This is a genomic window from Methylobacterium sp. E-012, assembly GCF_057836545.1.
In genome coordinates, this window is the sequence record NZ_JBYQEY010000001.1 from 5,549,754 (window position 1) to 5,575,680 (window position 25,927).

The window sequence follows — 25,927 nt, forward strand, 5'->3', positions numbered from 1 at the left end:
GGATAATGCCGGGTGACACAACTGGTACTCCGTCACGTCGGAACAATCCCGCCCGGGATCGGGACGATGGTCCGGCGGGAGCCAGACAGCCAGGGGAGCCACGAGAGGCAGATGCGGACGGTGCGGACGATCAACCGGTCATTCTGGAGCCTCGCCGCTCTCGGCGCCCTGCTCTTCCCGTCAACCGGCGCACAGGCCGGCGGCTTCGGCCAGCCGGTGCCGTGGGAGATGAGCCGGCAGATCCCGGTCACCGAGAACGCCCGGGACATCCTCAGCTTCGAGATCGGCCTGCACTGGCTGTCGCTGGCGATCTCCGTCTTCGTGCTCGGGCTGATCCTGTGGTGCATCTTCCGCTTCGGCGAGAAGCGCAACCCGACGCCCTCGCGCACCACCCACAACACCGCCATCGAGATCGCCTGGACGATCGTCCCGGTGCTGATTCTGGTCGCCGTGGCGATCCCCTCGTTCCGCCTCCTGCGCACGCAGCTCTCGGACCCGAAGGCCGACATGATGGTCAAGGTCATCGGCCATGCCTGGTACTGGTCCTACGAGTATCCGCAGACCGAGGCCGGCGGCGGCTTCACCTTTGATGCCAACATCGACGAGGACAAGCAGCCGCGCCTTCTGCAGGCCGACAACGAGATGGTGGTGCCGATCGGCAAGATCGTGAAGATCCAGGTCACGGCAGCGGACGTGCTGCATTCCTGGGCGATGCCGTCCTTCGGCTTCAAGATCGACGCGGTCCCCGGCCGCCTCAACCAGATGTGGTTCAAGGCTGACAAGGAAGGCACCTTCCACGGTCAGTGCTCCGAGCTGTGCGGCCAGCGGCACGCCTACATGCCGATCGTGGTCCGTGTGGTCAGCGAGCAGGCCTATGCCGACTGGCTGAAGGAGGCCAAGACCAAGTACGCCCGCAACGACACCGGCACGAGCCTCGCCGAGGCGCGCTGAGCCCCGGCTGACCGATCCGAACCCATCAGATCCACAAGGCACCCGAAACCATGGCTACAGCCGCAGCCCATGCCGAGGCCCACGAGGTCCACGACCACAAGCCGTCGTTCTTTGCCCGGTGGTTCCTGTCGACGAACCACAAGGACATCGGCACCCTCTATCTGCTGTTCGCCTTCTGCGCCGGCATGATCGGCGCGTTCCTCTCCTTCGGCATCCGGATGGAGATGGAGCAGCCCGGGCTGCAGTATTTCTCGAACCCCGCGACCTACAACGTGTTCGTCACTGGCCACGGCCTCATCATGGTGTTCTTCATGGTGATGCCGGCCCTGATCGGCGGCTTCGGCAACTGGTTCGTCCCGCTCATGATCGGCGCGCCCGACATGGCGTTCCCGCGGATGAACAACATCTCCTTCTGGCTGACGGTGGCCGGCTTCTGCTCGCTGCTCTGCTCGCTGTTCGTCGAGGGCGCCCCGGGCGCCTCCGGCGCCGGCACCGGCTGGACCGTCTACCCGCCGCTCTCGACCGCCGGCCATCCCGGCCCGGCCGTGGACTTCGCGATCTTCGCCCTGCACCTCTCGGGCGCCGGCTCGATCCTGGGGGCGATCAACTTCATCACCACGATCCTGAACATGCGCGCCCCGGGGATGACGCTGCACAAGATGCCGCTCTTCGCCTGGGCCGAGTTGGTGACCGCGTTCCTGCTGCTGCTGTCGCTGCCGGTGCTCGCCGGCGCCATCACGATGCTACTCACGGACCGCAACTTCGGCACGACCTTCTTCGACCCGGCCGGCGGCGGCGACCCGATCCTGTACCAGCACCTGTTCTGGTTCTTCGGTCACCCCGAAGTCTACATCATGATTCTGCCGGCCTTCGGCATCGTCTCGCACATCATCGCCACCTTCTCGCGCAAGCCGGTCTTCGGCTACCTCGCGATGGCCTACGCCATGGTGGCGATCGGCGTCGTCGGCTTCGTCGTGTGGGCCCACCACATGTACACGGTCGGCCTCTCGCTGCAGACGCAGTCCTACTTCGTGTTCGCCACGATGGTGATCGCGGTGCCCACCGGCGTGAAGATCTTCTCGTGGATCGCCACAATGTGGGGCGGATCGATCCGCTTCACCGCGGCCATGCACTGGGCGGTGGGCTTCATCTTCCTGTTCACGGTCGGCGGCGTGACCGGCGTCGTGCTCGCGAACTCGGCGGTCGATAAGTACCTGCACGACACCTACTACGTCGTGGCGCACTTCCACTACGTGCTGTCGCTTGGCGCAGTGTTCATCATCTTCGCCGGCGTCTATTACTGGTTCCCGAAGATGACCGGCCGCATCATCCCGGAATGGGCCGGCAAGCTGCACTTCTGGCTGGCCTTCATCGGCGCGAACGTCCTGTTCTTCCCGATGCACTTCCTCGGTCTCGCCGGCATGCCGCGGCGTTACGCCGACTACCCGGACGCCTTCGCGGGCTGGCACAAGGTCTCGACCTACGGCGGCCACATCTTCGGCCTGGGCATGTTCGTGTTCGTGATCGGCGTGGTCCTCGCCTTCCGCTCCAAGGAGCGGGCCGCGGACAATCCCTGGGGCGAAGGCGCCACCACCCTGGAATGGACGCTGCCCTCCCCGCCCCCGTTCCACCAGTTCGAGACGCTGCCCCGCATCGTCGACGAGCCGGGCGCGCATTGATCGATATCCGCGAGGGCCGCATCCGCGGCCCTCGCCCTTCCCCGGGGGCCGGTCGCCGACCTCCCGGCAAGGGCGAGCGCTGAGGGCGAATCGCAGGGGCCGAGGGCACCGCTCGCGCCCAACCTTGGAACACGTCGATCTCCAATTTCGACCCGGCCGTGACGCGCGCGGCCGGGCACCGACACAGCAGCAGCAGACGCGATGACGAGCCTGACGAACACCATCGGACGGGACGGTCCGGCCCCGGCCCTCTCGGCCGCCGGCGGGGACGTGCCGGACTATTTCGCCCTGCTCAAGCCGCGGGTGATGATTCTCGTCATCTTCACCGCGCTGGTCGGCATGGTCGTCTCGCAGGGCCACGTGCAGCCGGCGATCGGCGCGATCTCGCTCCTCGCCATCGCGGTGGGTGCGGGCGCCTCCGGGTGCCTGAACATGTGGTGGGACGCCGATATCGACGCCGTCATGAGCCGCACCGCCACGCGGCCGATCCCGGCGGGCCGGATCTCCTCCGAGGAGGCCTTGGGCTTCGGGCTGTTCCTCTCGGTGGCCTCGGTCCTGGTGCTCGGCCTCGCGGCGAACGTCCTGGCCGCCGGGCTCCTGGCCTTCACCATCGTGTTCTACGCGGTGATCTACTCGATGTGGCTGAAGCGGGCGACCGCCCAGAACATCGTCATCGGCGGCGCGGCGGGCGCCCTGCCACCGGTGATCGGGCAGGCGGTGGTCACCGGCTCGGTGGGGATCGAATCCCTGGTCCTGTTCGCCATCATCTTCATTTGGACCCCGCCGCATTTCTGGGCGCTGGCCCTGATCAAGGCCGAGGAATACGCCCGCGCCGGCATCCCGATGATGCCGAACGTCGCCGGCCCGGCCTCAACCCGCCGGCAGATCGTGTGGTACTCGCTGGTGCTGGCACCCCTGGGGCTGGCCCCGGTGGCACTGGGCTTCGGCGGGCTGATCTACGGGGTGATCGGGGTCGTGGGCGGCCTCGGCATGATCGCCTTCAGCATCCGCGTCCTGCGCAACACCACAGGCGAGGCCGAGAAGCGTGCCGCCCTGGGCATGTTCGGCTTCTCGATCCTGTACCTGTTCGCGCTGTTCTCGGCACTTCTGGCGGAGCAGAGCTTCCACCTGTTCTACCCGGTCCTGGGCTGAGCGCCATGCCGGATCCCGAGATCCAGTACCGCCCCCTCACCCCCGAGGAGGAGGCGCGCCGCCGGAAGCGCTCGGTGGCGATCGCGCTGGCCCTCGGCGCCTGGGTTCTGCTGTTCTTCGTCCTGACGATCGTGAAGCTCGGACCGCAGATCCTGAGTCGCCCGCTCTGAGGAGACCGCTGTGACTGCACCCCGTTCGGAGGTCGGAAAAGGCGCGCGGCGCACCGCCATCGCCTGCGCCGGTCTGGCGGTCGGCATGGTCGGCCTTGCCTTCGCGTCGGTGCCGCTCTACGACGCCTTCTGCAAGGCGACCGGCTACGACGGCACGCCCCGCCAGGGTCCGGCGCTGGCCGCCTCCGCGGCCCGGGCCGACGACAGCATGGTGGTCCATTTCGACACCAACGTCGCGCCGGGCCTGCCCTGGAAGTTCGCCCCGGAGGCGAATCGCGTCGAGGCCAAGCTCGGCGAGACCAAGACGGTGTTCTTCCGGGTGCAGAACACCGGCCCCAAGCCGACGACCGGCGTCGCGACCTTCAACGTCCAGCCCGGTCTGATGGGCGGCTACTTCGTGAAGATCGCCTGTTTCTGCTTCAACGAGCAGACGCTCCAGCCCGGCGAAACCCTCGACGTGCCGGTGGTGTTCTATGTGGATCCGGCGGTACGCGACGATTCGAACACCGCGCATCTCTCGGAGATGACGCTCTCCTACACCTACTTCGCGGCCAAGAACGGCCAGCCGGTCACGGCGGCGGTGGCCAATTCGGCGCCGACGGGGGCGAAGCGGGATTTCTGATCGCGGGCGCGTGACAACACGGGCCCGCACCGACTAAACGTGCGGACAAGCTTGGGCGAGGTCCGTGCCGCGCCCGGCCAAGAGCAAACAGCCAGCAGCGTGCGGCCGGAAGCCGGGAACGGCGCAGGGCGCGCGGGTGAGGAGCGACGGGACGATGGCCGAGGCGCACGCCAAGAATCACGACTTTCACATCCTGAGCCCGAGTCCCTGGCCGCTGATCGGGGCGTTCTCGGGCTTCCTGATGGCCTTCGGTGCCGTGTTCTGGATGAAGAGCCTCCAGATCGGAACCCTGACCCCGGGCCCCTACATCTTCGGCGCCGGCGCGCTCGGCGTCCTCTACACCATGTTCTCCTGGTGGAAGGACGTGGCGCACGAGGCCAATTCGGGCGACCACACCCGGGTCGTCCAGCTCCATCACCGCTACGGCATGATGATGTTCATCGCCTCGGAGGTGATGTTCTTCGTGGCGTGGTTCTGGGCCTATTTCGAGGCCGCGCTCTACACCGCCGACCCGATCCAGGCGTCGCGGGTGGAGTTCACGGGCGGCGTCTGGCCGCCCAAGGGCATCGAGGCGTTCGACCCCTGGCACCTGCCGCTCCTCAACACCCTGATCCTGCTGACCTCGGGCACCACCGTGACCTGGGCGCACCACGCGATGCTGGAGGGTGACCGCAAGGGGCTGAAATACGGCCTGTGGCTGACCATCATCCTCGGCGCGCTGTTCACCGCCTGCCAGGCCTACGAGTACAGCCATGCCGAGTTCGCCTTCGCTGGCAGCATCTACTCGTCGACCTTCTTCATGGCGACCGGCTTCCACGGTGCCCACGTGATCATCGGCACGATCTTCCTGGCGGTGTGCCTGTTCCGGGCCTATGCGGGGCAGTTCACCCCGCGCCAGCACCTCGGCTTCGAGTTCGCCGCCTGGTACTGGCACTTCGTCGACGTGGTCTGGCTGTTCCTGTTCGCCGCCATCTACGTGTGGGGCTCGGGCGTCTTCCACGGCGCCGCCCACTGAGAGGCCCCTCCCGCTGCATGGCGGACCTGCGAAGGGCGGCTCCGGCCGCCCTTTTTCGTGTCCCGGTTCCGCGAATCCCCATATCGAGGGCGACGACCCGGACGCGGCGCGGTCGCGGCCCCTCGGATCGGTCTGGAGTGTGCCCGTGGACCAACGCACCTATTCACCGCCGCCGCCGATCCCCACGGGCCTGCGGGGCCGTTGCCCGCGCTGCGGTGAGGGACACCTGTTCAAGGGGTTCCTGACCCTGCGCCCGTCCTGCGAGGCCTGCGGGCTCGACTACGCGAAGTTCGATTCGGCCGACGGTCCGGCCTTCTTCGTGATGTCGATCGTCGGCCTGATCGTGGTCGGCCTCGCCCTGTGGCTGGAGATCACCTACGAGCCACCGATCTGGGTCCACGCCCTGGTCGCCACGACGCTGTCGGTCGGTCTCAGCCTGATCCTGGTCCGGCCGCTCAAGGGCATGCTGGTTGCCCTGCAGTTCAGCAACAAGGCCGAGCAGGGGCGCTTCGAGCTGTGAGCGCGGCGGCGTCCCGGGGCCCGTGGCGCGACCTGATCGCGCCCGGTCTCGCATCCCTGATCGCCCTGGCGATCCTCCTGAGTCTCGGCACCTGGCAGATCGAACGCCGGGCCTGGAAGGAGGATCTCATCGCCCGGATCGTGCGGCTGACGCGGGCCGAACCGGTGGCGCCCCCCGTACCGGCCGCCTGGGATCCCGCCCGCGATGAGTTCCGCCACGTGCAGGTCTCCGGCCACTTCCTCAACGACCGGGAGACCCTGGTCCACGGCCTCGCCGCCGGCGAGACGCCGGGCCGGGCCCTCCAGGGGTATTACGTGCTGACGCCCTTCGAGCGGGCGGACGGCGGCATGGTGCTGATCAATCGCGGCTTCGTTCCGACCGAGCTGAAGGCGCAGTCCGACCGGCGGGACGGCCTGATCGAGGGCCCGACGACGGTCACCGGCATCCTGCGCGCCAGCGAGCCCCGTGGGCTGTTCGTCCCGGAGGCAGACCCCGCCCGCGGCGAGTGGTTCAATCGCGATGTTGCCGGCATCGCCGCCGCCCGCGGCGTCCCGGAGGTTGCGCCCTACCTGATCGAGGCCGACGCGGTGCCGAATCAGACCTCCTGGCCGCGCGGCGGACAGTTGCGGGTCGACCTTCCCAACAACCACCTGCAATACGCGTTCACGTGGTTCGGTCTCGCCGCGTGCCTGATCGGGGTCTTCTCGGTCTTCGCGTGGCGGCGCCTGCACGAGACCGATACGCCGCGGGCCGCTTAGCGGTCTCGTCTCGGGCAGGGGAACGGCGCCGCGCCGTTCTCCAGATTCGCGTCTCCGTCCCCCCAACGGCCGCCGGTTGTCGGCTCCGAGACAAATCTGGTCCGATCGCCGTTCTGCGAAGAAGAACGTCGCCGCCGGCGCACTCAAAACAGCAACCTGTTCCTTTGACCCGCGCAGCCGGGGCTGGAATATTTTCGATTGTCTTGAGCGGTCGGCCGATTTTCTGAATTGTGTATTCAGTCCACGGCGATCGACCAAAGGTGACGCCGCACGTCGTGCCGCGCAGGCCAGGGAGCGCCGGATGACCAGCTATCAGAGTGCAGACGCAGAGCGCGAGCCGATCCGCTTCGCCTATTGGGTGCCCAACGTCTCGGGGGGCCTGGTGATCAGCAAGGTCCCGCAGCGGACGAGTTGGGAAGCCGCGTATAACCGGACGCTGGCGCAGATCGCCGAGAAGGCCGGTTTCGACTACGCCCTGACGCAGATCCGCTTCACCGCCGGATACGGCGCCGAGTATCAGCACGAATCGGTGGCGTTCAGCCATGCGCTGCTGGCGGCGACCACGACGCTCAAGGTCATCGCCGCGATCCTGCCCGGCCCCTGGAACCCGACGCTCGCGGCCAAGCAGATCGCCACGATCGCCCAGCTCACCGAGGGTCGCGTCGCGGTCAACATCGTGTCGGGCTGGTTCTCGGGTGAGTTCCGCGCCATCGGCGAGCCCTGGCTCGATCACGACGAGCGTTACCGCCGCTCGGAGGAGTTCATCCGCAGCCTGCGCGGGATCTGGACGCAGGACAACTTCACCTTCCGCGGCGATTTCTATCGCTATAGCGACTACACGTTGAAGCCGAAGCCGCCACAGCCGCTTCCGGAGATCTTCCAGGGCGGTTCCTCGCGGGCGGCGCGCGACATGGCGGCCCGCGTCTCCGACTGGTACTTCACCAACGGCAACACGCCGGACAATATCCGCATCCAGGTCGAGGATATCCGAGCCAAGGCGGCGCAGAGCGGCAACAGCCCGCGGATCGGCGTCAACGCCTTCGTCATCGCCCGGGACACCGAAGAGGAAGCCCGCGCCGTCCTCCGGGAGATCATCGATCACGCCGACCCGGAGGCCGTGAAGGCCTTCGGCCACGAGGTCAAGAACGCCGGCAAGGCCTCACCGGAGGGCGAGGGCAATTGGGCGAAATCCAGCTTCGAGGATCTCGTCCAGTACAATGACGGCTTCCGGAGCAACCTGATCGGCACGCCCGACCAGATCGCCGAGCGGATCCTGGACCTCAAGGATGCCGGGGCCGACCTCGCCCTCCTGGGCTTCCTGCATTTCCAGGAGGAGGTGGCGTATTTCGGTGCGCACGTGATCCCGCGGGTCCGCGCCCTGGAGGCCGCCCGGGCCCGGCGCGCGGAGGCGGCATGACCGATCCGCGACGCGTTCCCCTGCTTGCCCGGAGTGAGCCATGACTATCGCCGTCGACGCACGAACCCTCGAACCGCACGGCGCCCGCGGTGCCCCCGGCCCGGTGCGGCCGCCCGCCCCGGCCCATGTGATCCGTGACGAGACCGAGGCGCTCGCCGTCGCGCGGGGCCTGGCGGATGATTTCCGTCGGGGCGCCTCGGAGCGCGACCGCGGCGCCGTGCGGCCGCTGGCCGAACTCGACGCCTTCTCCCAGAGCGGGCTGTGGTCGATCAACGTGCCGCGCGCCCATGGCGGCCCCGAACTGTCCTACCGGACGCTGGCGCAGGTGATCGCGATCATTGCGGCGGCCGATCCCGCCATCGCGCAGATCGCGCAGAACCATCTCGGCATCGTGGCGGCGATCCGGACCGTCTCGAACGACGCGCAGCAGCGGCTGCTGTTCAGCGAGATCCTGCGCGGAACGCGATTCGGCAACGCGTTCTCGGAGCGGGGGACCAAGCGGGCGGCCGACTTCGACACCCGGTTCACAGATCACGGCGACCACGTCGTGGTCCGCGGCCAGAAATTCTACGCGACCGGCGCGCTCCTCGCCCACCGCGTTCCGATCGTCGCCCTCGATGAGGAGGGCCGCGCCTGGTACGCCATCGCCGCGCGGGATGCGCCGGGTCTGACCGTCATCGACGATTGGTCGAGCTTCGGCCAGCGTGGCACCGCGAGCGGCACCGTGCTGATCGAGGACGTGCGCGTGCCCAAGACGCATCTGGTGCCCGCCTGGAAGGGCTACGCGGCACCGGCCACCGACGGTGCGGTGTTCCAGATCATTCAGGCGGCCGTGGATGCGGGGATCGGCCGGGAGGCTCTGGACGACACGATCCGCTTCGTCCGCGACAAGGCGCGGCCCTGGGTCGACAGCGGTTTGGAGCGCGCCGCCGACGATCCCTACACGATCCACGCGGTTGGCGACCTGACCATCCGCCAGCATGCCGCCGAGGCGCTGCTGGTCCGGGCCGGTCTCCTCCTCGACGCGGCGGTGGCGCGGCCGGACGCGGAGACCGTCGCGGCGGCCCAGCTCGCCGTGGCCGAGGCGAAGGTGCTGACCACCGAAGTCGCCCTGGCGGCCTCCAACAAGCTGTTCGAGCTCTCGGGCACGCGCTCGACCTTGGCGGCCGAGAACCTGGACCGGCACTGGCGCAACGCCCGGACGCATACGTTGCACGACCCGGTCCGGTGGAAATACGCCATCGTCGGCAATCACGCCCTGAACGGCGTCGCCCCGCCGCTGCACGCCTGGAGCTGACGGGGGGCGTTCAGAGCACCGGCAATCCGTGGCCCTTGGCCTCCTCGCCGGGCTCGACATGGATCGTCACCACCGCCCCGGGAATGGTCGTGCCCAGGGCGGTCTCGAGTCGGTCGCAGATCGCGTGGGATTCCTCGACGGTCATGGCGCCGGGGACCACGAGGTGGAAATCGATGAAGGTGGCCTGGCCGGCGGCGCGCGTGCGCACGTCGTGTGCCTCCAGGGCCCCTTCCCCATGCTGGGAGATCAGCGCCCGGATCTGGGTCACCATCTCGTGCGGGGCCGCCCGATCCATGAGGCCATCCACCGATTCGCGCACCATGCGGAACCCGGACCACAGGATGTTGAGCGCGACCAGGCCGGCCACGAGGGGGTCGAGAACCGGATATCCCGTGATTGCCACGGCGCCGACGCCGATCAGGACGCCGCAGGACGTCACGACGTCGGAGAAGACATGGCGCGCGTCGGCGATCAGGGCCGGCGAACGCCACCGCCGGCCCCAGCGCATCAGGGCCACGGCCCAGGCCGCGTTGATGATCCCGGCCCCGAAATTGATCGCCACACCCACGGCCGGCGCGTCCAGGGGCTGGGGGGCGAGCAGCCCATAGAAGGATTCGCGCAAGATCATGAGCGCGGCCACGGCAATCAAGGCGCCTTCGATGACCGCTGAGAAGAACTCGGCCTTGTGGTGTCCGTAGGGGTGGTCCTCGTCCGCGGGGCGAGCCGCGACCCGCAGGGCCACGAAGGCGCCGATCGCCGCCACGACGTTGATGATGCTCTCCAGCGCGTCCGAGTACAGCGCCAGGCTGCCGGTGAGCCACGCGGCGTAGAATTTCAGAGCCGTGACGGCGAGGCCGATGCCGGCGCTGAGGAGTGCGGCTTTCTGGGTGCGGTCCATGGGCAGTGCCGATCAGGGGTCGGCGCGCCCATACGGCATGAAGCTGGCCCCAGGCCACGGCAAAGGTTCAACGCTGTCGAAAGGATCTTAGCCTGGGCTAAGAACCGACTTGGAACCCTCGGTTATCGGGCGCGGGCTCTCTGCACGTTGCAGTACCGCCACCCCTCGAAAGGGCTTCCGCGTGTCGCCCAGGATGGCGAGGGCCACACTGTTCGGGACGATGCCTAAGACGGGTTCGTCCCCGATTCCGGACTGCGCTCGGCCTCGCGCTGGCGGCTGGGCGCCGCCTTGGCACGGGCCGCCTCCGCCTTGCGCAGGAACTGGCGGCGCTGCCAGGCGAAGCGCGCGGCGGCCGCCAGGGCTTCGAGGCGCAGGGCCTCGCGCTCCCAGTAGCCGAGAAGTTGCCCATCGAGGGTCACCCGCCGGGGGCGGTCGGGGGCTGCCATGACCCTAATCCCGCGGTGCGGGCGGCTCGCTTGTCTCGGACACGACCAGCGCCTCCGGATCCCCGCGGAAGCTGCCGGCGCCGGTATCCGGCACCGGCATGGACGGGCTGCCGAAGGGCTGGCTCGGATAGGCCTCCTCGAACTTCGCCCGGGCCTCGTCCGGACCCGCAGCCTTCAGGACGATCTCCGGCTTCCCCGGCAGGGGCCAGCGTGGATCGGCGTCGTCGCGGGGTCGCACGGCGTACCAGGGCATCGGCGGGGCGTCTCGCATCTCAGATGACGCGGAAACGGGCCCGCTCGGCTGCGGTTCCGCGGTTGAAACCGCGTGCGGTTCAGTGCAGGCAGCCCGCGATGCGCGTGGACCTGTTCGATTTCGACCTGCCGGAGACCAGCATCGCCCTGCGCCCGGCCGAGCCGCGCGATGCCGGGCGACTTCTGGTGGTGCGGCCGGGTGCGCCGCCGGACGACCGGACCGTCCGCGACCTCCCCGGCACCCTGCGGGCCGGCGACGCCCTGGTCTTCAACGACACCCGGGTGATCCCGGCGCGGCTTCACGGATTGCGCACCCGGCCGGGCGCCCCCGGGCAGCGCACCGAGGCGATGCTGCATCTGCGCGAAGGGCCGGCGCGCTGGCGCGCCTTCGCCCGCCCGGCCAAGCGGCTCGCCGCCGGCGACACGCTGCGCTTCGGCGACCTGACCGCAACGGTTGCCGGAAAGGGCGAGGCCGGTGAGGTGGTGCTCGACTTCGACCGGGCGGGCGCCGCCCTCGACGCCGCCATCGCGGCCGAGGGCGCCCTGCCGCTGCCGCCCTACATCGCCGGCAAGCGCGCCACCGATGCGCGGGACGTGACCGACTATCAGACGGTCTACGCCCGGAGCCCAGGCGCGGTCGCGGCCCCCACGGCCGGGCTGCATTTCTCCGAGGCGCTGCTCGCGGATCTCGACGCGGCCGGGCTGCAGCGCAACCACGTCACCCTGCATGTCGGCGCGGGCACCTTCCTGCCGGTCAAGGCCGAGGATACGGCGGACCACCGCATGCACGCGGAGGTCGGCTATCTGGACGCGGCCACCGCCGAGGCGCTCAACGCCGTCCGGGCGGCCGGCGGCCGGATCGTCGCGGTAGGGACCACGGCCCTGCGCCTGCTGGAGAGCGCCGCGGCACCGGACGGACGGCTCTCGGCCTATTCCGGCGCCACCGACATCTTCATCACCCCGGGCTACCGGTTCCGGGCGGTGGATGCCCTGGTGACGAACTTCCACCTGCCACGCTCGACGCTGTTCATGCTGGTCTCGGCCTTCTCGGGCCTGGAGACGATGCGCGCGGCCTACGCGCACGCGATCCGATCGGGCTACCGCTTCTACTCCTACGGCGACGCCAGCCTGCTCTTCACCGGCCCGCGCGCGGATCTGCCATGACCGACCCTGCCCCCTTCGGCTTCACCCTGCTGGCGCAGGACGGCGCGGCTCGCACCGGCGCGATCACGACGCCGCGTGGACAGATCCGGACCCCAGCCTTCATGCCGGTGGGCACGGCCGCAACCGTCAAGGCGATGTATCCCGGGCAGGTCAGCGACCTCGGCGCCGACGTCGTGCTCGGCAACACCTATCACCTGATGCTGCGCCCCGGCCCGGAGCGCATGGCCCGCCTCGGCGGCCTGCACCGCTTCATGAATTGGGACCGGCCGATCCTGACCGATTCCGGCGGCTTCCAGGTGATGTCGCTGTCCGCTTTGCGGAAGATCGACGAGCAGGGCGTGACCTTCCGCTCGCATATCGACGGCACCGCCCACCACATGAGCCCGGAACGCTCCATCGAGATCCAGGGACTGCTCGGCTCCGACATCCAGATGCAGCTCGACGAATGCGTGCGCCTGCCGGCCGAGCACGGGGCGATCGAGAAGGCCATGCACCTGTCCCTGCGCTGGGCCGAGCGGTGCCGCGTCGCCTTCGGCGAGCAGCCCGGCCGGGCCCTGTTCGGCATCGTGCAGGGCGGTGACGTCCCGGCCCTGCGGGTTGAGAGCGCCCGGGCACTCACCGACCTCGACCTGAAGGGCTACGCGGTCGGCGGCCTCGCGGTGGGCGAGCCGCAGGCGGTGATGTTTTCCATGATCGAGGTTGTCGAGCCGCACCTGCCGCAGGCCAAGCCCCGCTACCTGATGGGCGTCGGCACGCCCGACGACATCCTCGGCGCGGTCGCCCGCGGCATCGACATGTTCGATTGCGTGATGCCGACCCGCGCCGGCCGCCACGGCCTCGCCTATACGCGCCACGGCCGGGTCAACCTGCGCAACGCCCGCCATGCCGAAGATACGGCGCCCCTCGACGAGGCCTCGGCCTGCCCGGCGACGCGGGACTATTCCCGGGCCTACCTGCATCATCTGGTCCGGTCGAACGAGATCCTGGGGATGATGCTGCTGACCTGGAACAACCTCGCCTACTACCAGGACCTGATGGCAGGCGCCCGGGCGGCGATCCGGGCGGGAACCTTCGCGGATTACTGCAGCGGTACCCGCGAGGGCTGGGCACGGGCCGAGCGGGCCGCCGCGTGATACCGCCTCACGGGTGGGCCAGCACCCGATAGACCCCCGCCGGGTCCTCCGCACCGGTCGCGGCCGCGGCCTTCAGATCCGTAACGATCCGGGCCGCCACCGGCACGCGGTAATGCAGCGCGTCCCAGTAGTTCGCGTCCCGGGTCGTGAGTGGTGAGGCGATCCGGAAATCCACCACCGTCGCGCCATGCCGGGTTCCGATCGCGGCGACCCGGGCCTTGCAGGCCGCCTCGCGCCGGCCCGCCGCCGTCCCGGGGGGCCCCTGCGCGACCGCGTGGACCGGCATGAAGACCAGGAGCTTCAGCGCCTGCGCGGGCACGCCGCCCAGGAACCGGTCGAGGCGATCGAGCGCTGGCATGGGCGCGTCCGGCGGATCGGCGGGTGCGGCCGGATCGGCGGCGCCGACTCGGATATGGGCCCTGGCACGCGCGGCATCGTAGCGATCCTCCGGCGGGGTGAAGACCGCGTAGCCGTCCGACCGGATTCGGGGGCGGGCCAGCCCGAAACGCGCGAGCCCGACCCGGGCCGCCGCCGTGACGGACCGCAGGTTGACCTGCCGCAACACGCCCCACGGCGCCCCCTCCGCGTAGAGCCAGTCCGGAAACGCGTTCGCGGTGCGGGCGGGGGGATCGGCCGCGCACCAGGTCGCGTCGAGCCCGAACAGGATGGCGCGCACCGGCCGCCGCGCCAGGAACAGCGCGGCCAGGTGGAGCTGCTCGTCCGGGGTGGCGGCGTTCATGGCCAGGTTGGCGAATTGTGCGCCGAAGGCCCTGTCGAGGGCGTCCGGATCGAGCAGCCGGGCTGTCGAGGTGCCGAAGACCGCCGCGTCGAAGGCGCCGCCGCGGGCGATCTGCGGGTAGGCCAGACGCTGGTTGGCATCCATGATCGGGCCGGGTGGGTGGCCCGGCGCCGCGCGCAATCCGTAGGGATCGAGCATCGCCACGGACGCGATCGCCGACACGCCGAGGAACGCCGCGATGGCGATGACGCTGCGGGCAAAGCGCGACCAAGCCGCGGCGCAGCCCGCTTCGTCCTGAAGGTGTTCCGGCGATCGCGATGCCATGGATGGCATTCTTACCCGTCCGGCACGTCGCCGCCGAGGTCCATGCGTTCCGAGGCCCATGCGTTCCAAGGCCCATGCGTCCAACGTCGCGCGCCGGCGGTATCGCCCCGACAGGCCGTGAGCGGCTTTCGGACGATCCGCCGGTCGCTATCCGCCGACGCTGACCGCCACGGACATGTCCAGGAATGCGTCCGCCGGTCCGAGGTAGCTTCCCACCAGGGGCATGGCCAGCCGGATGTCGCGGGCCACGGCCACCGGGATCAGGTTGGCACCGCCGACGCTCCGGTTCGTCGGATCGAAGGTGATCCAACCCGCGCCCGGCAGGAAGATCTCCGCCCAGGCATGCGTGGCCCCGGAATCCGCCGAGCCCAGCAGAATCCGCGACGGGTCGTGAAGGTAGCCCGAGACGACCCGAGCCCCGAAGCCGAGGCTGCGCACCGCCTCGACGAGGAGCGTCGCGAGATCCCGGCAGGAGCCCATCCGGAGGGACAGGGTCTGGCTCGGGGACTGCATGCCCTCGTCCTCGCGAACCTGATAGGCGATGGCGTTCCCGACGCCGGCGTTCAGGTCCTTGAGCAGCGATAGCGTGTCGGTCGGGTAGGAGGCCACGAAGCCCTGCGCCCAGTCCCGCAGGCTCGGAGCGCCGTCCGGATATTGCAGGATCGTCAGCGCCCCGAGATCCGTCCACTCGTCGTCGGTGTAGCGGAAGGGGAACGTGATCGCCGAGGCGGCGATGGCGAAGACCGGGTAGGCGGCGGCGGACAGCACCACCCGGGACAGGCACTCCACCGCGAGGCTGTCGGCCTCGGAGCTGAACGTCGCCGTCGCGACGGCGTTGCCGGCGACATCCTGAGCCCAGGTGACGGCGGCATCCGGTGACAGGGTGACGGTACTCGACAGCACGCGCAGCTCGTGGCTCTCCCGGGGCCGCATCATCAGCCGGTGCGGCCCGAGGGTAACCGGCTGGCGATAGCGGTATGTGGTCCGGTGCCTGATGCTGATCTCGACCAACGGACCATCCCGAATCTGGCGCTGCCGAGGCTGGGTGTCCCGACCGCCTGCGGTCAGCTTAGCACGGCACCGACCATAGGCTTACATCTCTATAGAGCGGTCGTCGCATATTGAAGATGCACGTCAAACCTGGCGGGTGCGACAAATCTATTTTGTCTTGGGCGCAACCGCATTGCCCCTCGTACGCGTTGAAGTCAGTGAACCATTTTAATCCGGGCGCTGCGCCCCACGCCCTCGTCGTCGATGACGACGCCCTGATCCTGATGGAGGCGACCAGCATCCTGGAGGATGCGGGCTTCCAGGTGCTGGAGGCGATGAATGTCGCCCAGGCGCTGAAGGTGCTGGATCGGCACCACGGTGCGGTGCAGTTGCTGTTCACCGATGTCCAGATGCCGGGGGAGGCAGACGGCTTCGACCTAGCACGGGTCACCTCGGAGCGGTGGCCGCACATCGCGGTGGTCGTCGCTTCGGGTCGGCTGAAGCCCGGACCGGGGGACCTGCCCAAGGGCGCGACGTTCATCGGTAAACCATTCAGTCCCGAGATCGTCCGGCGCCATGTGCGCGAGACGATGCCGGACGAGAAGCATCCCGACCAGCTCAGGAAGTCGTAGGCGCAATGCCGCGAGTGTCTGGCTGCGTTGGCAGGCCGGAAGCCGGGTTCAGGGCTATCTTTGTGTGCCTCGCCGGTGCAGACTATCGAGACTGCCGGAACGGTTGATCCAGGCTCCGGTGGCTGAGGGCCCGTGCCCCCGCCTGCGATGGACAGGCGCGCGTGGCAGACCTCATCAAATTCCCCGCCAAGCCCCGGTCGCGGCATGCACGCCGGATCTATCAGGTGCATCGGTTCGCCCCGAGCGGCAGCGTGCTCACGACCTGCATCATCACGGCCCGCAACGACGGTGACGCCGAGCGTCAGGCGGTCGGATTGGTCGAGGGGCATCGTGCTGAACTGTGGGCGAGCGATCGCCTCGTCGCGGTGTTCGGCGCCCTCGATAATCCGATCGCGAACTCGATCCGGCTGCTCGGAGACGAGCCGACGATCCGACCCTGAGGGCGGCACCGTTCCGCCAGCGACTTTTCCTCCAGGAGCAAGACCATGGCGACCGAAAAGAAACGCGGAAACCGCGAGACCAAGAAGCCGAAGGCCCCCGTGCCGAAAACCAACGCGGCGGCCCCGTCGACCAAGGGCACCGTCGCTGGCGCCATGAAGACGGCCGGACGAGGCTGAATCGAGCGGCCGGTCGACCCATCGGGGGGACCGGCCGCGGGGATGCGGGAGACACCCCTGCGGACACTGGGGGGCTGCGCGGTGGAACCGCGGTCCGCCATGATGCCCCTGAACACCGCGTCAAAGGGCTCTGGCGAGACCTGCCTCTAGGGCGAGCGCGCTGGCCGTCTGCTGCGAGAGACGGACGCCGGTCGGCTCGACATCCGCGTCAGCTTTCACGGCACGGCGCACGACGGCGAGCGCATCGGCCTCGGATGTCGTGATCGCGGCGTAGAACATCACCAGACGCCCGGACAGTTCCGCATCGTCCGGACGCGAGACCTTGAGGATGTAGGCCGTCTGGTTGGGCTCGATGATCGCGACATCGGGGGCGGGTGAATCGGCCGTCGACATAGTTGGGTCCTAGATGCTCAGACGCTTCGTGTTCGCGGCGACATGTTCGCGGTAGCGCGCGATGACGGTCTCAGGCGATCCGCCGAACATGAGGGTGGCCATGGCCTCCGCCGCGGCGTCGACCTTTTCCGCGATCATCGACTGCGCCTCGGCCAACCCCTCGCGGCCGCCCCAGGCGAGACGGACCAGCCGCATTTCGATCACGCGCTGCGACTCGATCGCGAGCATCAGGGATGACAGGAAAGGATTGTACACAGCAGGCTCCTCGCAGCAGCACGCACAGTCACGATCAAACGTGGCTGCATCTTCGAACGATCCGACTTGCAAATGCATGGCAGCCCCGCCCTCCTGATCGAACCGCTAAGGAACGATCTCGGGTCCTGCCTGCGTCGATCGTTGGGATCATGCGTGCAGCGTGGTGCCAATCCGACAAACGGCGTCGCCTCAGCGCGTCGTTTCTTCCGGCTGCCGGTGACCATCCTTGGCGAGGATGGTCCTCGCACAGCTTCGTCGCTTCGCAGGTCGTCACCGGGCGGAGGCAGTCTGTGTCCCGGTCAAGCCCTCATCAGGAGGCGCGGACGAGTTCGCCTTCCCGCGCGGCCCGTTCGCCGAGGTCGGACCGGATCCGGTAGGTCGGCTCGCCCGAGCGGTCATCCGGCGTAAGCCGGACCACTTCGAAGAGACCGTCGACCACGCTCTTGTTGCCGGAGTAGCTGAGGCCGAGTTGCCGGACGTGCTGGCCGACCTTGAACTTGTGAGACATGTGCCGTCCTCCAGGGAAGCGCTTCGAGGGGTTGGAACGGCCTATCGGCGGGTTCTGGCCTTGCGCGCCGCGAAGCGTGCATCGCGCGCAGCCTTCTGTTCGGCGGCCTGGGCTGCCTGCCGCTCGGCCGTCTCGGCCTCTTGGCGGATGAGTTCGGCCGCGGCGCGCTCGCTCTCCGCCAGGATTTCGGCTTCACGCCGGGCCTCGTCGGCGGCACGGGCGGTTTCCCGCTCGGCGTTCCGCACATCGCGCGCCTCGACCACGGCTTGCCGGGCGGCCTGCTGCGCGAGGACGGCCGGATCATCGGCGGCCGGACGTGCCCGGAACCGGTCGAGCGTGGCCTGCCGCGCTTTGGTGACAGCCTCGATGCGATCAACGAGCTGACTTGTCTTGTATTGGCCCACGAAGTCTCCTCATGCACACCGGAATTCGGATCCAGCGGCCGAAAATAGATGAAGCCGTTCCGGGGGGAACGGCTTCGCAACTCGTTCCGAAGGACGAGTGAGGCTCAAGCGGCCTGAAGGCTGCCGGCCGACTGCTTCCCACTGCGACGGTCGGTCTCCATCTCGTAGGAAACCTTCTGCCCCTCGGTCAGACCCTGCATGCCGGCGCGCTCGACGGCGGAGATGTGAACGAACACGTCCTTGCCGCCGTCATCCGGCTGAATGAAGCCGAAGCCCTTGGTGTCGTTGAACCACTTGACGGTGCCGATGCTCATAGGTGTTCCATATCATTATAGGCAAACAAAGAGGTCGAGCGCACGCATCGCACGCGCTCGGTCGCTGGTCGTCGAAAATGGGAGAGATGCAGTGCGCTCGCCCTGTTCAGGCGATGCGGCCGAATATCTGGCCAACAGTCGATTTCTTACCTGTACGCCATCACAGCGACAATAACAACCGCACAATGCGAACGGGCGACATTTGGCGAGTCGCGACGCAGCCATCATCGTTGCGCTTCAGAAGCTGCGTGCCGAATGAGAGGTTTTTGAAAACCTTGCGCCGGGCAGCCGCCGCGTCCTGCAAAACGACCGTGTCGGTCGTGACTACCGGCCCTGGAGCCGGCACCGGCCGCCGGACAGCCTCGCCACGACTTCGAAAATCAGCACCCCGTCCCGCCTCCAAGGCCCGGTCCGATACGGGCGATCAGATCCCGACGCTGGCCGCGCCCGCCGCAGCGGCTTGTTCGACGGAGGCGCCGCCGCGCAACGCCATGGCGATGGCGGTCGACATGGTATCGATCGCCAGCGCACGATCCTGACCGTAATCGTAGGAGCTGTTGTTGCCGGAACTCAGCCGCGCATAGTAGCTGTCGGGAAAGCGTTTATCGATCCGAGATTTCAGCATCCGCGCGGCGGCGTTGTAGTCATCTTCGAAGTTTCTGGCCTTGGTCGAATAATCGCCCTCGAAGCGACCGGCTTCGCGCTGCTTCGCCATCACGCCGGCTTGGCGCGCCCTGGTCTGGGCGAGAATGAAGCCGATGATCTTGCCGATCAGCCACCGAATCACGGGCATTGACACCTCCTACAGTTTCGGCGGGACAACGCGTCAGGACGGGATTGGCAACGCGGGTGCGCTGCGGCGTCATCCCGACCTCCGCTCCCGGTTCGGCACCCATCCAAATCGAGGGGCCGATCGGCCTGTCTATTGTGATGACCCGAGTTGCTCGGCCGATTCGCGCGGTACATAAAAACCGTCATGCCCGGAAATGTCGGCCAGGACTTGCGTATATCCTTTCGCTTCCATCAACGCACGAATCGGCTCCGCGTTTCCGGCATGCTGTTCGATGGTCAGGAAATTGATCTTGTATCGATCGAATGCGAAGTCCGCAATAATATCTAGCTCGCCGCCTTCGACATCGATAGACATCACATCGATAATGTTCGGCGCGCCATTCTGTGTCAGCATATCGGTCAATGTGACGGTTTCGACTGTATGTATCCGCGCGACGTCCCGGTCCTTGGAGTCGTGGCCCGCAATGCGGGATTCCGTTTTATGTTCGTCGTCTTTGTACTCTAGGAGCTGTATCTGAGCTTTGGTTTTTCGCCAGACGCACCGCTTCTCGATCAAGCATTTCCGATTCTGGGCCAGTTGCGCATGCCAAGTGGGCATGGGCTCAGCGACGATACCGGCCCAACCGAACTCCTTCTCGAGCAACGCCGTATTGCTCAGGAACAATCCGTCACACGCCCCGAACTCGACAAAAAAGCCGTTTTGTTTTGCTTGATTGTAAAGCAGTCCGAATATGTCTTGGTAAAACTGCCCGCTTGACTTCTCAACCAGGCCCAAGACTTTGCCAATTTGCACCGCATTGGCTGATTTTATGAAGTTCGATGACAGTTTTGCGATCTTAAACAAACGCTCACGCTGCGCAATAAGCTGCCGCACAGAGAAGGCATGAAATTCTGCCGCTCTTTCTAATTCAAAAATTCTATTGTTATCGATATTCATGCTCTTATGACCCTCAAGAAACGAAATCAATTGCAGCTGTGAGTGATCATATTTATGTCGCGCTAGCCCATCATCTGCGTCAGGACACATCCATGCCGATCGCTGCACTTCACGGACTCCGTAGCCTTGGGAGGGCTTCACACGCAATACGGACTTCACGGCCGTGGGCTGTCGCTGTGCGTCCCCGCCTCGGATCGTGCCCCTGATGCTCGACTCCGCCACCCGACGACCAAGGCAAACCGCCGCCTGTTCGGAGCAGCACGCCCTGACTGTCAGACCGGGGACGATAGCCTGCGGGATCGAACGCGCAGCATGCGGGTGAACGATCGGCCGCTGCGGGGCGCTACCGCCTACGGTCCCGGCGCGTCCCGGTAGCGTCTGGGACTATCCATTCACCGGTTGGACCCGCAGGGATCATGGTCTGGATTGATTCATGCGCCCGGGCCCGACTGCCGATCTCGGGGGCTTTGAGCGCGCGGGCAGCCGCGCACGGTTATGAGCGGGTCGAGCCCTGGCGTTTTAGCAGAGGACGGTCATCGTTCGCAGAGATCGGTCGCGTCATATCTGACGTGCTTAGGTCTGCGCGGTCGACCACCGCACGCGTTTCGAAGACGGCAACAAGCATCAAGCTGCTCGCGATGCGACACCGCGGCGTAAACCCGTCACCGGTCCGACAATAGGCCAGGAGGATGGTAAATCTCGGGAAAGATTGGTCGGAGTGGCAGGATTTGAACCTGCGACCCCCACGTCCCGAACGTGGTGCGCTACCAGACTGCGCTACACTCCGAAGGCCGTCCCGCATCTCTGTCGAGGCCGGCGAGCGGGCTTATAGCCGTGCCTTCGGCGCGCCGCAAGCGCGGTCTCGCCGCTTTCAGCCGAGACGGTCCGGCCAGTCTGCGGGCAGCGTGTGATGGCGGATCGTCGCGCCGACCGCGCGCACCGCCACGGTGGCGGCATAGAGGGGGCCTGCCTCGACCGACGCCAGCGTCCAGGGGTTGCCCCCGCGCAGCAGGCGGGGCGGCGTTGGCGGCAGGGTGACGCTGAAGCGGTCGAGGGGGGCGGACAGGCCCGTGCCCAAGGCCTTCACCACCGCTTCCTTGCGCGTCCACAGCCCGAAGAACGCCGGCCCGATCATCTCGGGCGGCAGGGCCGCGAGGGCGCCGGCTTCGTCCGCCGCGAAATGCGCCCGCGCGATCCGCAGGGCGTCCGGGATCGGCCGGAGCCCCTCGATATCGACGCCGATCGCGGCCGCGTCGCAGAGGCCGACGAGCGCCCGGGAGCCGGAATGCGACAGGTTGAAATCGGCGCCGCCCCCGGCCGGACTGATCAGCTCCGGCTTGCCGCCCGGTCTGGCGATCAGGCGGATCTGGGAGGGCGCGCATCCCCGCGCTTGAGCCAGGATCAGCCGGAGCGCGGCGTGGCTCGCGATGAAGCGCGCCCGGTCCGCCGGCCGCAGGAATCGTTCGGCGCGGTCCTGCTCCGGTCGATCGAGGACGTGCGCGCATCGCGCGAGCCGGTTCGGCGACAGGGCGAGGTCAACGAGCCACACGTCCGCCGCGCTCAAGCGACGCCTCGCGACGGATGTCGGCCCGGGCTAGGGTCTAGGGAACGTGAGGGCACGGGAGCGCATCCGGTGAAGGCGGCATGAGGAGCATCGCGCCGCATCGCGCAGTGGGCAAGGGCCGGCGCGGTTGAGCGGGCAGACCGCGCTCCGTGCCGAGAGCACCCTGCGGCAGAAGCCGAGCCTTTCAGGGCGCCGCACCCGCTACGGTGTCTTCTTCGCCACCTACCTCTATCAGGGGCTGATCGCCGGGTTCTCGCTGACCGCCCTGGCCAACCATCTCACGGCGCGGGGCGTCTCGGCGGCGGAGATCGGCGTCCATTTCGCCCTGGCCGGCCTGCCCTGGACCCTCCAGCCGCTCCTGTGGGGTCCGGTGGTCGACCGGGGCGGGGATTCCCGGATGGGCCGGCGCCGGATCTTCGCCGTCGCGGCAATCCTGGGGTGCCACGCCACCCTGGCGCTCCTGTTGTGGGGCGGCGAAGATCGGATCGGGTGGCTGGGCCTGATCTTCTTCGCGCACAGCCTCTGCGCCGCCCTCCTCGACACCGCCTGCGACCGGATGATCATGGACCACGTCCCCGAGGGCGAGCTCGGCCGGGTCAGCGGGTGCACGCGGGCAGGGTTCGTGGTCGGGACGAGCCTCAGCGCCGCGGCCTTCGCCTGGATGCTCGCGGCCTACGGGCTCGCCGTGAGCGCGCGCTGGCTCCTCGCGGCCGCCATCCTGGCGAGCCTGCCGATGCTGCTGGTCCGCGAGGCGCCGGCCGATGCCCTCGCCACGCCGACCCGGCGCGGACCGGCGCCCCGACGCCTCCCGTTCCGCCGCTTCCTGCGCCGGCTCGCGGCCAGCCTCCGGCGGCCGAGGGCTCTCCGGCTCCTCGCCCTGTGCTTCGGCCTCGACGGTGCGCTAGGCCTGTTCGAACTGCCCTTCTCGGTGGATCTGCTCCAGCGCCAGGCCTGGGATCCGGCCGCCCTCTCACGGATTCAGGCCGGGCTCGCGCTGGCGAGCGGCACGGCCGGCGCGCTGGCGGTGGGGATCTGGTCCGACAGGGCGGGCCCGGTCCGGCCGCTGCGCGCGCTCCTGCTGGCCAGCGCCGTCACCTTCATGGCCGCCGCCGCCCTGCTCGGCGCAGGCCGCGCCGGGTCGGCCGGACCGCTGATCCTGGCGCTGACCGACATGCTGCCGGGCCTGCTGATCGTCGCGCTGATGCCGGCCCTGCTCCAGGCCAGCCGCGGGCGCGCGGGGGCAGCCACGCAGTTCGAGGTCTACATGGCGGCGATGAACCTGGGTTCGGTCGCCGGCACCGCGCTCGCCGGCTGGCTCGCGCCGATCCTTCCGCTGTCGGCGGTGGCGTTCTTCGTGGCGATCGTCTTTCTCGGCGCCTTCCGGGTCGCGGGCCGCGGCGATCTGCTCGCCGTCCGTGATTGAGGGAAACCGGGGATGCCGCCTTGCAGCCGGGTCCCGCCGGGCGCCCGATGCGCTAGAACGCCGCCATGGCCGCCGCGCAATCCGATCCGCCCGCCCTCGACCTGACCGCCGAGGAGGCCCGCGCCGAGCACGCGCGGCTCTCCGAGGCGATCCTGGAGGCCGACCGGCTCTACCACCAGGAGGATGCGCCGGAGATCTCGGACGCGGATTACGACCGTCTGCGCCGCCGCCTGGAGGCGATCGAGGCCCGCTTCCCCGATCTCGCCGGAACCGGTGCGGCCGGCACGGCGGTGGGGGCCAAGCCCTCGGAAAAGTTCGCCAAGGTGCGGCACGCGGTGCCGATGCTGTCGCTCGGCAACGCCTTCGACGACGCGGAGGTCGCCGAGTTCACGGCCCGGGTGCGCCGGTTCCTGGGGCTCGCCGAGGCCGCGCCCCTCGCCTTCACGGCCGAGCCCAAGATCGACGGCCTGTCCCTGTCCCTGCGCTACGTCGGCGGCCGGCTCGACACCGCCGCCACCCGCGGCGACGGCGAGGTCGGCGAGAACGTCACCGCCAATGCCCGGACCGTACACGACATCCCGGACATGCTCGCCGGCGCGGGCTGGCCGGAGATCTGTGAGGTGCGCGGAGAGGTCTACCTGTCCCACGCCGATTTCGCCGCGATCAACGCCCGCCAGGAGGCTGCGGGCAAGCCGCTCTTCGCAAACCCGCGCAACGCCGCCGCCGGCAGCCTGCGCCAGCTCGATCCGGGGATCACCGCGTCCCGGCCGCTCAAGTTCTTCGCCTATGCCTGGGGTGAGCTCTCGGCACCGATCGCCGAGACCCAGTCCGGCGCCCTGCAGCGTTTCGCCGCCTGGGGGCTGCCGGTGAACCCGCTCACCGAGACCGTCACCGACATCGCCACGATGCTGGCCCATTACCGCCGGATCGAGGCGGACCGTGCCACGCTCGGCTACGATATCGACGGCGTCGTCTACAAGGTCGACGACCTCGCCCTGCAGAAGCGGCTCGGCTTCGTCTCGCGCTCGCCGCGCTGGGCCTTGGCCCACAAGTTCGCCGCCCAGGAGGCGACGACATCGGTCGAGGATATCGTCATCAATGTCGGCCGCACCGGGTCCCTGAACCCGCTGGCCAAGCTCAGGCCCGTGACGGTCGGCGGCGTCGTGGTCTCCAACGCGACCCTGCACAACGAGGGCTACGTGAAGGGCGTCGGCGCCGACGGCGAGCCGATCCGCGACGGCCGCGACATCCGCGTCGGCGACACCGTGACGGTGGTGCGGGCCGGCGACGTCATCCCCAAGGTGATGGATGTCGACCTGTCGAAGCGCCCGGCTGACGCGCAGCCCTACGCGTTCCCGGAGACCTGCCCGGCCTGCGGCAGCCGCGCCGTCCGAGCCGTCAACCCGCGCACCGGCCGGCCGGACGCGATCCGCCGCTGCACCGGCGGGTTGATCTGCCCGGCGCAGGGGGTGGAGCGGCTGAAGCACTTCGTGTCGCGCAACGGTTTCGACATCGAGGGGTTCGGGGAGACCTATATCGAGGTCCTGTTCGAGGCGGGGCTGGTGCGCCAGCCCGCGGACCTGTTCCGTCTCGATTTCGATACGCTGAAAGCCGCCATCGTGGCCCGGCGCGGGGCGCTCTCGGCCGAGCGCCGGGCCGAATCGGGGTCGGCGGAGCCGCCCAAGAAGACCCCGAAGAAGAAGGGCGAGGACGACGACAAGGCGATCAGGAACCTGCTCGCCGGCGTCGAGGCGCGCCGCAGCATCCCGATGCACCGCCTGCTGTTCGCCCTTGGCATCCCGCAGATCGGCGAATCCACCGCCAAGGCCCTGGCCAAACGCTTCCGCGACATGCCGTCGCTGATCGCCGCCATCGCCGAGGCGGCCGCCGCGCAGCCCGGCCCGGACTGGATCGAGCTGACCGCGGTGCCCCGGGTCGGCGGCACGACCCGGGATCGCCTGCTCGAGCTGGGCTTTCCGGAGGATGGCGAGACGCCAACCAAGGAACGCGCGCGCCTGAGCGCGCCCCAGCGCGAGAACCTGCTCGCGCATTACGGCGATCTGGACGCCGTGCGGGCCGCGCTCGATCGGGCCGGCGGACAGCGCCCGGGCGACGCCTACCGAATCTTCGCCGATGACGGCGAGATCGGCCCGGTGGCGACGGAGGCACTGATCCTGTTCCTCTCCGAGCCGCACAATGCCGACGCGGTCTCGGCCCTGCTCGATCAGGTCCGGGTCGAGCCGATGGAGCGGCCGGAAGCGGCCTCGGCCTTCGCCGGCAAGACCGTGGTGTTCACCGGCACCCTGGAGAAGATGACCCGCAACGAGGCCAAGGCGGTGGCCGAGCGGCTCGGGGCGAAGGTCTCCGGCTCGGTCTCGGCCAAGACCGATCTGGTGGTGGCCGGTCCCGGGGCCGGCTCGAAGCTGAAGGACGCGGAGAAGCACGGCGTCCGGGTCGTGTCGGAGGACGATTGGCTCGCGATGGTGGCGCAGGGTTGAAGCGGGATTCCGGTCGGCCTAAACCGGCCTGAGAACACCCCGAGAACTCCCACCCGGCACGGT

At 68.5% G+C, this 25,927-nt stretch carries 30 protein-coding genes and 1 tRNA gene; 17 read left to right on the forward strand and 14 right to left on the reverse strand.

The window, feature by feature from the left end; translation table 11 throughout:
* The first annotated feature begins 111 nt into the window (after positions 1-111).
* From coxB to AC3IF1_RS26645, 10 genes are all read left to right on the forward strand, one after another.
* A complete protein-coding gene (gene coxB, locus AC3IF1_RS26600) occupies positions 112-951 on the forward strand; it encodes a cytochrome c oxidase subunit II (RefSeq protein WP_489220029.1) in 840 nt (279 codons plus the stop codon).
* Between the two features lie 50 nt (positions 952-1,001).
* Complete coding sequence (gene ctaD / locus AC3IF1_RS26605) at positions 1,002-2,630, forward strand: cytochrome c oxidase subunit I (RefSeq protein WP_243965008.1); 1,629 nt, start codon at positions 1,002-1,004, stop codon at positions 2,628-2,630.
* A gap of 201 nt (positions 2,631-2,831) precedes the next feature.
* Positions 2,832-3,782, forward strand: coding sequence for a heme o synthase (locus AC3IF1_RS26610; RefSeq protein WP_489220030.1), 951 nt, complete (start codon positions 2,832-2,834; stop codon positions 3,780-3,782).
* A gap of 5 nt (positions 3,783-3,787) precedes the next feature.
* Positions 3,788-3,952 carry a hypothetical protein gene (locus tag AC3IF1_RS26615; protein WP_243965001.1) on the forward strand — a complete coding sequence of 55 codons (165 nt, stop codon included), beginning with the start codon at positions 3,788-3,790 and terminating at the stop codon, positions 3,950-3,952.
* Between the two features lie 10 nt (positions 3,953-3,962).
* Positions 3,963-4,574: a cytochrome c oxidase assembly protein gene (locus tag AC3IF1_RS26620; protein WP_489220031.1), complete on the forward strand. Its 612-nt coding sequence runs from the start codon at positions 3,963-3,965 to the stop codon at positions 4,572-4,574.
* 154 nt (positions 4,575-4,728) lie between these two features.
* Complete coding sequence (locus AC3IF1_RS26625) at positions 4,729-5,589, forward strand: cytochrome c oxidase subunit 3 (protein WP_243964998.1); 861 nt, start codon at positions 4,729-4,731, stop codon at positions 5,587-5,589.
* A gap of 145 nt (positions 5,590-5,734) precedes the next feature.
* The gene (locus tag AC3IF1_RS26630; protein ID WP_489220032.1) at positions 5,735-6,109 is read left to right on the forward strand and encodes a DUF983 domain-containing protein; all 375 of its coding nucleotides are present in this window, start codon (positions 5,735-5,737) and stop codon (positions 6,107-6,109) included.
* Positions 6,106-6,867, forward strand: a complete 762-nt coding sequence (locus AC3IF1_RS26635) for an SURF1 family protein (RefSeq protein ID WP_489220033.1) — start codon at positions 6,106-6,108, stop codon at positions 6,865-6,867. The genes AC3IF1_RS26630 and AC3IF1_RS26635 overlap by 4 nt, the downstream gene beginning before the upstream one ends.
* A gap of 301 nt (positions 6,868-7,168) precedes the next feature.
* Positions 7,169-8,284: a dimethylsulfone monooxygenase SfnG gene (gene sfnG, locus AC3IF1_RS26640; RefSeq protein ID WP_489220034.1), complete on the forward strand. Its 1,116-nt coding sequence runs from the start codon at positions 7,169-7,171 to the stop codon at positions 8,282-8,284.
* Positions 8,285-8,324: 40 nt separating this feature from the next.
* Positions 8,325-9,581: an SfnB family sulfur acquisition oxidoreductase gene (locus tag AC3IF1_RS26645; protein ID WP_489220035.1), complete on the forward strand. Its 1,257-nt coding sequence runs from the start codon at positions 8,325-8,327 to the stop codon at positions 9,579-9,581.
* 10 nt (positions 9,582-9,591) lie between these two features.
* Here the strand turns inward: AC3IF1_RS26645 and AC3IF1_RS26650 are convergent, their stop codons facing one another.
* From AC3IF1_RS26650 to AC3IF1_RS26660, 3 genes are all read right to left on the reverse strand, one after another.
* The gene (locus AC3IF1_RS26650; RefSeq protein ID WP_243964990.1) at positions 9,592-10,479 is read right to left on the reverse strand and encodes a cation diffusion facilitator family transporter; all 888 of its coding nucleotides are present in this window, start codon (positions 10,477-10,479) and stop codon (positions 9,592-9,594) included.
* Positions 10,480-10,703: 224 nt separating this feature from the next.
* Positions 10,704-10,925 carry a hypothetical protein gene (locus AC3IF1_RS26655; RefSeq protein ID WP_489220036.1) on the reverse strand — a complete coding sequence of 74 codons (222 nt, stop codon included), beginning with the start codon at positions 10,923-10,925 and terminating at the stop codon, positions 10,704-10,706.
* Between the two features lie 4 nt (positions 10,926-10,929).
* Positions 10,930-11,178, reverse strand: coding sequence for a hypothetical protein (locus AC3IF1_RS26660; protein ID WP_243964988.1), 249 nt, complete (start codon positions 11,176-11,178; stop codon positions 10,930-10,932).
* 98 nt (positions 11,179-11,276) lie between these two features.
* On the opposite strand from AC3IF1_RS26660, the gene queA reads away from it, so the two are divergent.
* Both queA and tgt read left to right on the forward strand, forming a co-directional pair.
* Entirely contained in the window at positions 11,277-12,341 is a 1,065-nt protein-coding gene (gene queA / locus AC3IF1_RS26665) for a tRNA preQ1(34) S-adenosylmethionine ribosyltransferase-isomerase QueA (RefSeq protein ID WP_489220037.1), read from the forward strand.
* Complete coding sequence (gene tgt, locus AC3IF1_RS26670; RefSeq protein ID WP_243964986.1) at positions 12,338-13,474, forward strand: tRNA guanosine(34) transglycosylase Tgt; 1,137 nt, start codon at positions 12,338-12,340, stop codon at positions 13,472-13,474. Before queA ends, tgt begins: the two co-directional genes overlap by 4 nt.
* 7 nt (positions 13,475-13,481) lie before the next feature.
* Here the strand turns inward: tgt and AC3IF1_RS26675 are convergent, their stop codons facing one another.
* Together AC3IF1_RS26675 and AC3IF1_RS26680 are read right to left on the reverse strand one after the other, a co-directional pair.
* Positions 13,482-14,537, reverse strand: a complete 1,056-nt coding sequence (locus tag AC3IF1_RS26675; protein ID WP_489220038.1) for a hypothetical protein — start codon at positions 14,535-14,537, stop codon at positions 13,482-13,484.
* A 147-nt stretch (positions 14,538-14,684) separates the two neighbouring features.
* Complete coding sequence (locus tag AC3IF1_RS26680; RefSeq protein WP_489220039.1) at positions 14,685-15,548, reverse strand: transglutaminase family protein; 864 nt, start codon at positions 15,546-15,548, stop codon at positions 14,685-14,687.
* A gap of 197 nt (positions 15,549-15,745) precedes the next feature.
* Here AC3IF1_RS26680 and AC3IF1_RS26685 point away from each other — a divergent pair, with 197 nt between their 5' ends.
* The 3 genes from AC3IF1_RS26685 (at position 15,746) to AC3IF1_RS26695 (ending at position 16,776) form a co-directional block, all read left to right on the forward strand.
* The gene (locus AC3IF1_RS26685; RefSeq protein ID WP_489220040.1) at positions 15,746-16,159 is read left to right on the forward strand and encodes a response regulator; all 414 of its coding nucleotides are present in this window, start codon (positions 15,746-15,748) and stop codon (positions 16,157-16,159) included.
* A gap of 161 nt (positions 16,160-16,320) precedes the next feature.
* Positions 16,321-16,599 (forward strand): hypothetical protein, encoded by a 279-nt coding sequence (locus AC3IF1_RS26690; protein WP_489220041.1) that lies wholly within the window; start codon positions 16,321-16,323, stop codon positions 16,597-16,599.
* A 45-nt stretch (positions 16,600-16,644) separates the two neighbouring features.
* Positions 16,645-16,776 (forward strand): hypothetical protein, encoded by a 132-nt coding sequence (locus AC3IF1_RS26695; protein ID WP_279598123.1) that lies wholly within the window; start codon positions 16,645-16,647, stop codon positions 16,774-16,776.
* A 120-nt stretch (positions 16,777-16,896) separates the two neighbouring features.
* Here the strand turns inward: AC3IF1_RS26695 and AC3IF1_RS26700 are convergent, their stop codons facing one another.
* From AC3IF1_RS26700 to AC3IF1_RS26740, 9 genes are all read right to left on the reverse strand, one after another.
* Entirely contained in the window at positions 16,897-17,169 is a 273-nt protein-coding gene (locus tag AC3IF1_RS26700; protein ID WP_243964982.1) for a hypothetical protein, read from the reverse strand.
* 9 nt (positions 17,170-17,178) lie between these two features.
* Positions 17,179-17,424 carry a hypothetical protein gene (locus tag AC3IF1_RS26705; protein ID WP_489220481.1) on the reverse strand — a complete coding sequence of 82 codons (246 nt, stop codon included), beginning with the start codon at positions 17,422-17,424 and terminating at the stop codon, positions 17,179-17,181.
* A gap of 310 nt (positions 17,425-17,734) precedes the next feature.
* Entirely contained in the window at positions 17,735-17,932 is a 198-nt protein-coding gene (locus tag AC3IF1_RS26710; protein WP_243964981.1) for a hypothetical protein, read from the reverse strand.
* 41 nt (positions 17,933-17,973) lie between these two features.
* Positions 17,974-18,336 (reverse strand): DUF6481 family protein, encoded by a 363-nt coding sequence (locus AC3IF1_RS26715; RefSeq protein ID WP_489220042.1) that lies wholly within the window; start codon positions 18,334-18,336, stop codon positions 17,974-17,976.
* Between the two features lie 104 nt (positions 18,337-18,440).
* Complete coding sequence (locus AC3IF1_RS26720) at positions 18,441-18,650, reverse strand: cold-shock protein (RefSeq protein WP_243964979.1); 210 nt, start codon at positions 18,648-18,650, stop codon at positions 18,441-18,443.
* A gap of 424 nt (positions 18,651-19,074) precedes the next feature.
* A complete protein-coding gene (locus AC3IF1_RS26725) occupies positions 19,075-19,443 on the reverse strand; it encodes a hypothetical protein (RefSeq protein ID WP_489220043.1) in 369 nt (122 codons plus the stop codon).
* A 129-nt stretch (positions 19,444-19,572) separates the two neighbouring features.
* Entirely contained in the window at positions 19,573-20,379 is an 807-nt protein-coding gene (locus tag AC3IF1_RS26730) for an FkbM family methyltransferase (protein WP_489220044.1), read from the reverse strand.
* Between the two features lie 710 nt (positions 20,380-21,089).
* Positions 21,090-21,166: transfer RNA gene (locus tag AC3IF1_RS26735), tRNA-Pro, on the reverse strand.
* An 84-nt stretch (positions 21,167-21,250) separates the two neighbouring features.
* Positions 21,251-21,943, reverse strand: coding sequence for a 4'-phosphopantetheinyl transferase family protein (locus tag AC3IF1_RS26740; protein WP_489220045.1), 693 nt, complete (start codon positions 21,941-21,943; stop codon positions 21,251-21,253).
* A 127-nt stretch (positions 21,944-22,070) separates the two neighbouring features.
* On the opposite strand from AC3IF1_RS26740, the gene AC3IF1_RS26745 reads away from it, so the two are divergent.
* Entirely contained in the window at positions 22,071-23,366 is a 1,296-nt protein-coding gene (locus AC3IF1_RS26745; protein WP_243964974.1) for an MFS transporter, read from the forward strand.
* 65 nt (positions 23,367-23,431) lie between these two features.
* Positions 23,432-25,864 carry an NAD-dependent DNA ligase LigA gene (gene ligA, locus AC3IF1_RS26750; RefSeq protein WP_489220046.1) on the forward strand — a complete coding sequence of 811 codons (2,433 nt, stop codon included), beginning with the start codon at positions 23,432-23,434 and terminating at the stop codon, positions 25,862-25,864.
* Positions 25,865-25,927: the final 63 nt, after the last annotated feature.

What these genes read in the sequence shown, in the direction of transcription:
- AC3IF1_RS26645 (WP_489220035.1), top strand. Translation starts at nt 8,325, where the DNA reads ATGACTATCGCCGTCGACGCACGAACCCTCGAACCGCACGGCGCCCGC.
- AC3IF1_RS26660 (WP_243964988.1), bottom strand. Translation starts at nt 11,178, where the DNA reads ATGCCCTGGTACGCCGTGCGACCCCGCGACGACGCCGATCCACGCTGG.
- coxB (WP_489220029.1), top strand. Translation starts at nt 112, where the DNA reads ATGCGGACGGTGCGGACGATCAACCGGTCATTCTGGAGCCTCGCCGCT.
- AC3IF1_RS26655 (WP_489220036.1), bottom strand. Translation starts at nt 10,925, where the DNA reads ATGGCAGCCCCCGACCGCCCCCGGCGGGTGACCCTCGATGGGCAACTT.
- AC3IF1_RS26720 (WP_243964979.1), bottom strand. Translation starts at nt 18,650, where the DNA reads ATGAGCATCGGCACCGTCAAGTGGTTCAACGACACCAAGGGCTTCGGC.
- AC3IF1_RS26700 (WP_243964982.1), bottom strand. Translation starts at nt 17,169, where the DNA reads ATGTCGACGGCCGATTCACCCGCCCCCGATGTCGCGATCATCGAGCCC.
- AC3IF1_RS26725 (WP_489220043.1), bottom strand. Translation starts at nt 19,443, where the DNA reads ATGCCCGTGATTCGGTGGCTGATCGGCAAGATCATCGGCTTCATTCTC.
- AC3IF1_RS26650 (WP_243964990.1), bottom strand. Translation starts at nt 10,479, where the DNA reads ATGGACCGCACCCAGAAAGCCGCACTCCTCAGCGCCGGCATCGGCCTC.
- tgt (WP_243964986.1), top strand. Translation starts at nt 12,338, where the DNA reads ATGACCGACCCTGCCCCCTTCGGCTTCACCCTGCTGGCGCAGGACGGC.
- AC3IF1_RS26695 (WP_279598123.1), top strand. Translation starts at nt 16,645, where the DNA reads ATGGCGACCGAAAAGAAACGCGGAAACCGCGAGACCAAGAAGCCGAAG.
- AC3IF1_RS26730 (WP_489220044.1), bottom strand. Translation starts at nt 20,379, where the DNA reads ATGAATATCGATAACAATAGAATTTTTGAATTAGAAAGAGCGGCAGAA.
- AC3IF1_RS26710 (WP_243964981.1), bottom strand. Translation starts at nt 17,932, where the DNA reads ATGTCTCACAAGTTCAAGGTCGGCCAGCACGTCCGGCAACTCGGCCTC.
- ligA (WP_489220046.1), top strand. Translation starts at nt 23,432, where the DNA reads ATGGCCGCCGCGCAATCCGATCCGCCCGCCCTCGACCTGACCGCCGAG.
- AC3IF1_RS26610 (WP_489220030.1), top strand. Translation starts at nt 2,832, where the DNA reads ATGACGAGCCTGACGAACACCATCGGACGGGACGGTCCGGCCCCGGCC.
- AC3IF1_RS26625 (WP_243964998.1), top strand. Translation starts at nt 4,729, where the DNA reads ATGGCCGAGGCGCACGCCAAGAATCACGACTTTCACATCCTGAGCCCG.
- ctaD (WP_243965008.1), top strand. Translation starts at nt 1,002, where the DNA reads ATGGCTACAGCCGCAGCCCATGCCGAGGCCCACGAGGTCCACGACCAC.
- sfnG (WP_489220034.1), top strand. Translation starts at nt 7,169, where the DNA reads ATGACCAGCTATCAGAGTGCAGACGCAGAGCGCGAGCCGATCCGCTTC.
- queA (WP_489220037.1), top strand. Translation starts at nt 11,277, where the DNA reads ATGCGCGTGGACCTGTTCGATTTCGACCTGCCGGAGACCAGCATCGCC.
- AC3IF1_RS26675 (WP_489220038.1), bottom strand. Translation starts at nt 14,537, where the DNA reads ATGGCATCGCGATCGCCGGAACACCTTCAGGACGAAGCGGGCTGCGCC.
- AC3IF1_RS26615 (WP_243965001.1), top strand. Translation starts at nt 3,788, where the DNA reads ATGCCGGATCCCGAGATCCAGTACCGCCCCCTCACCCCCGAGGAGGAG.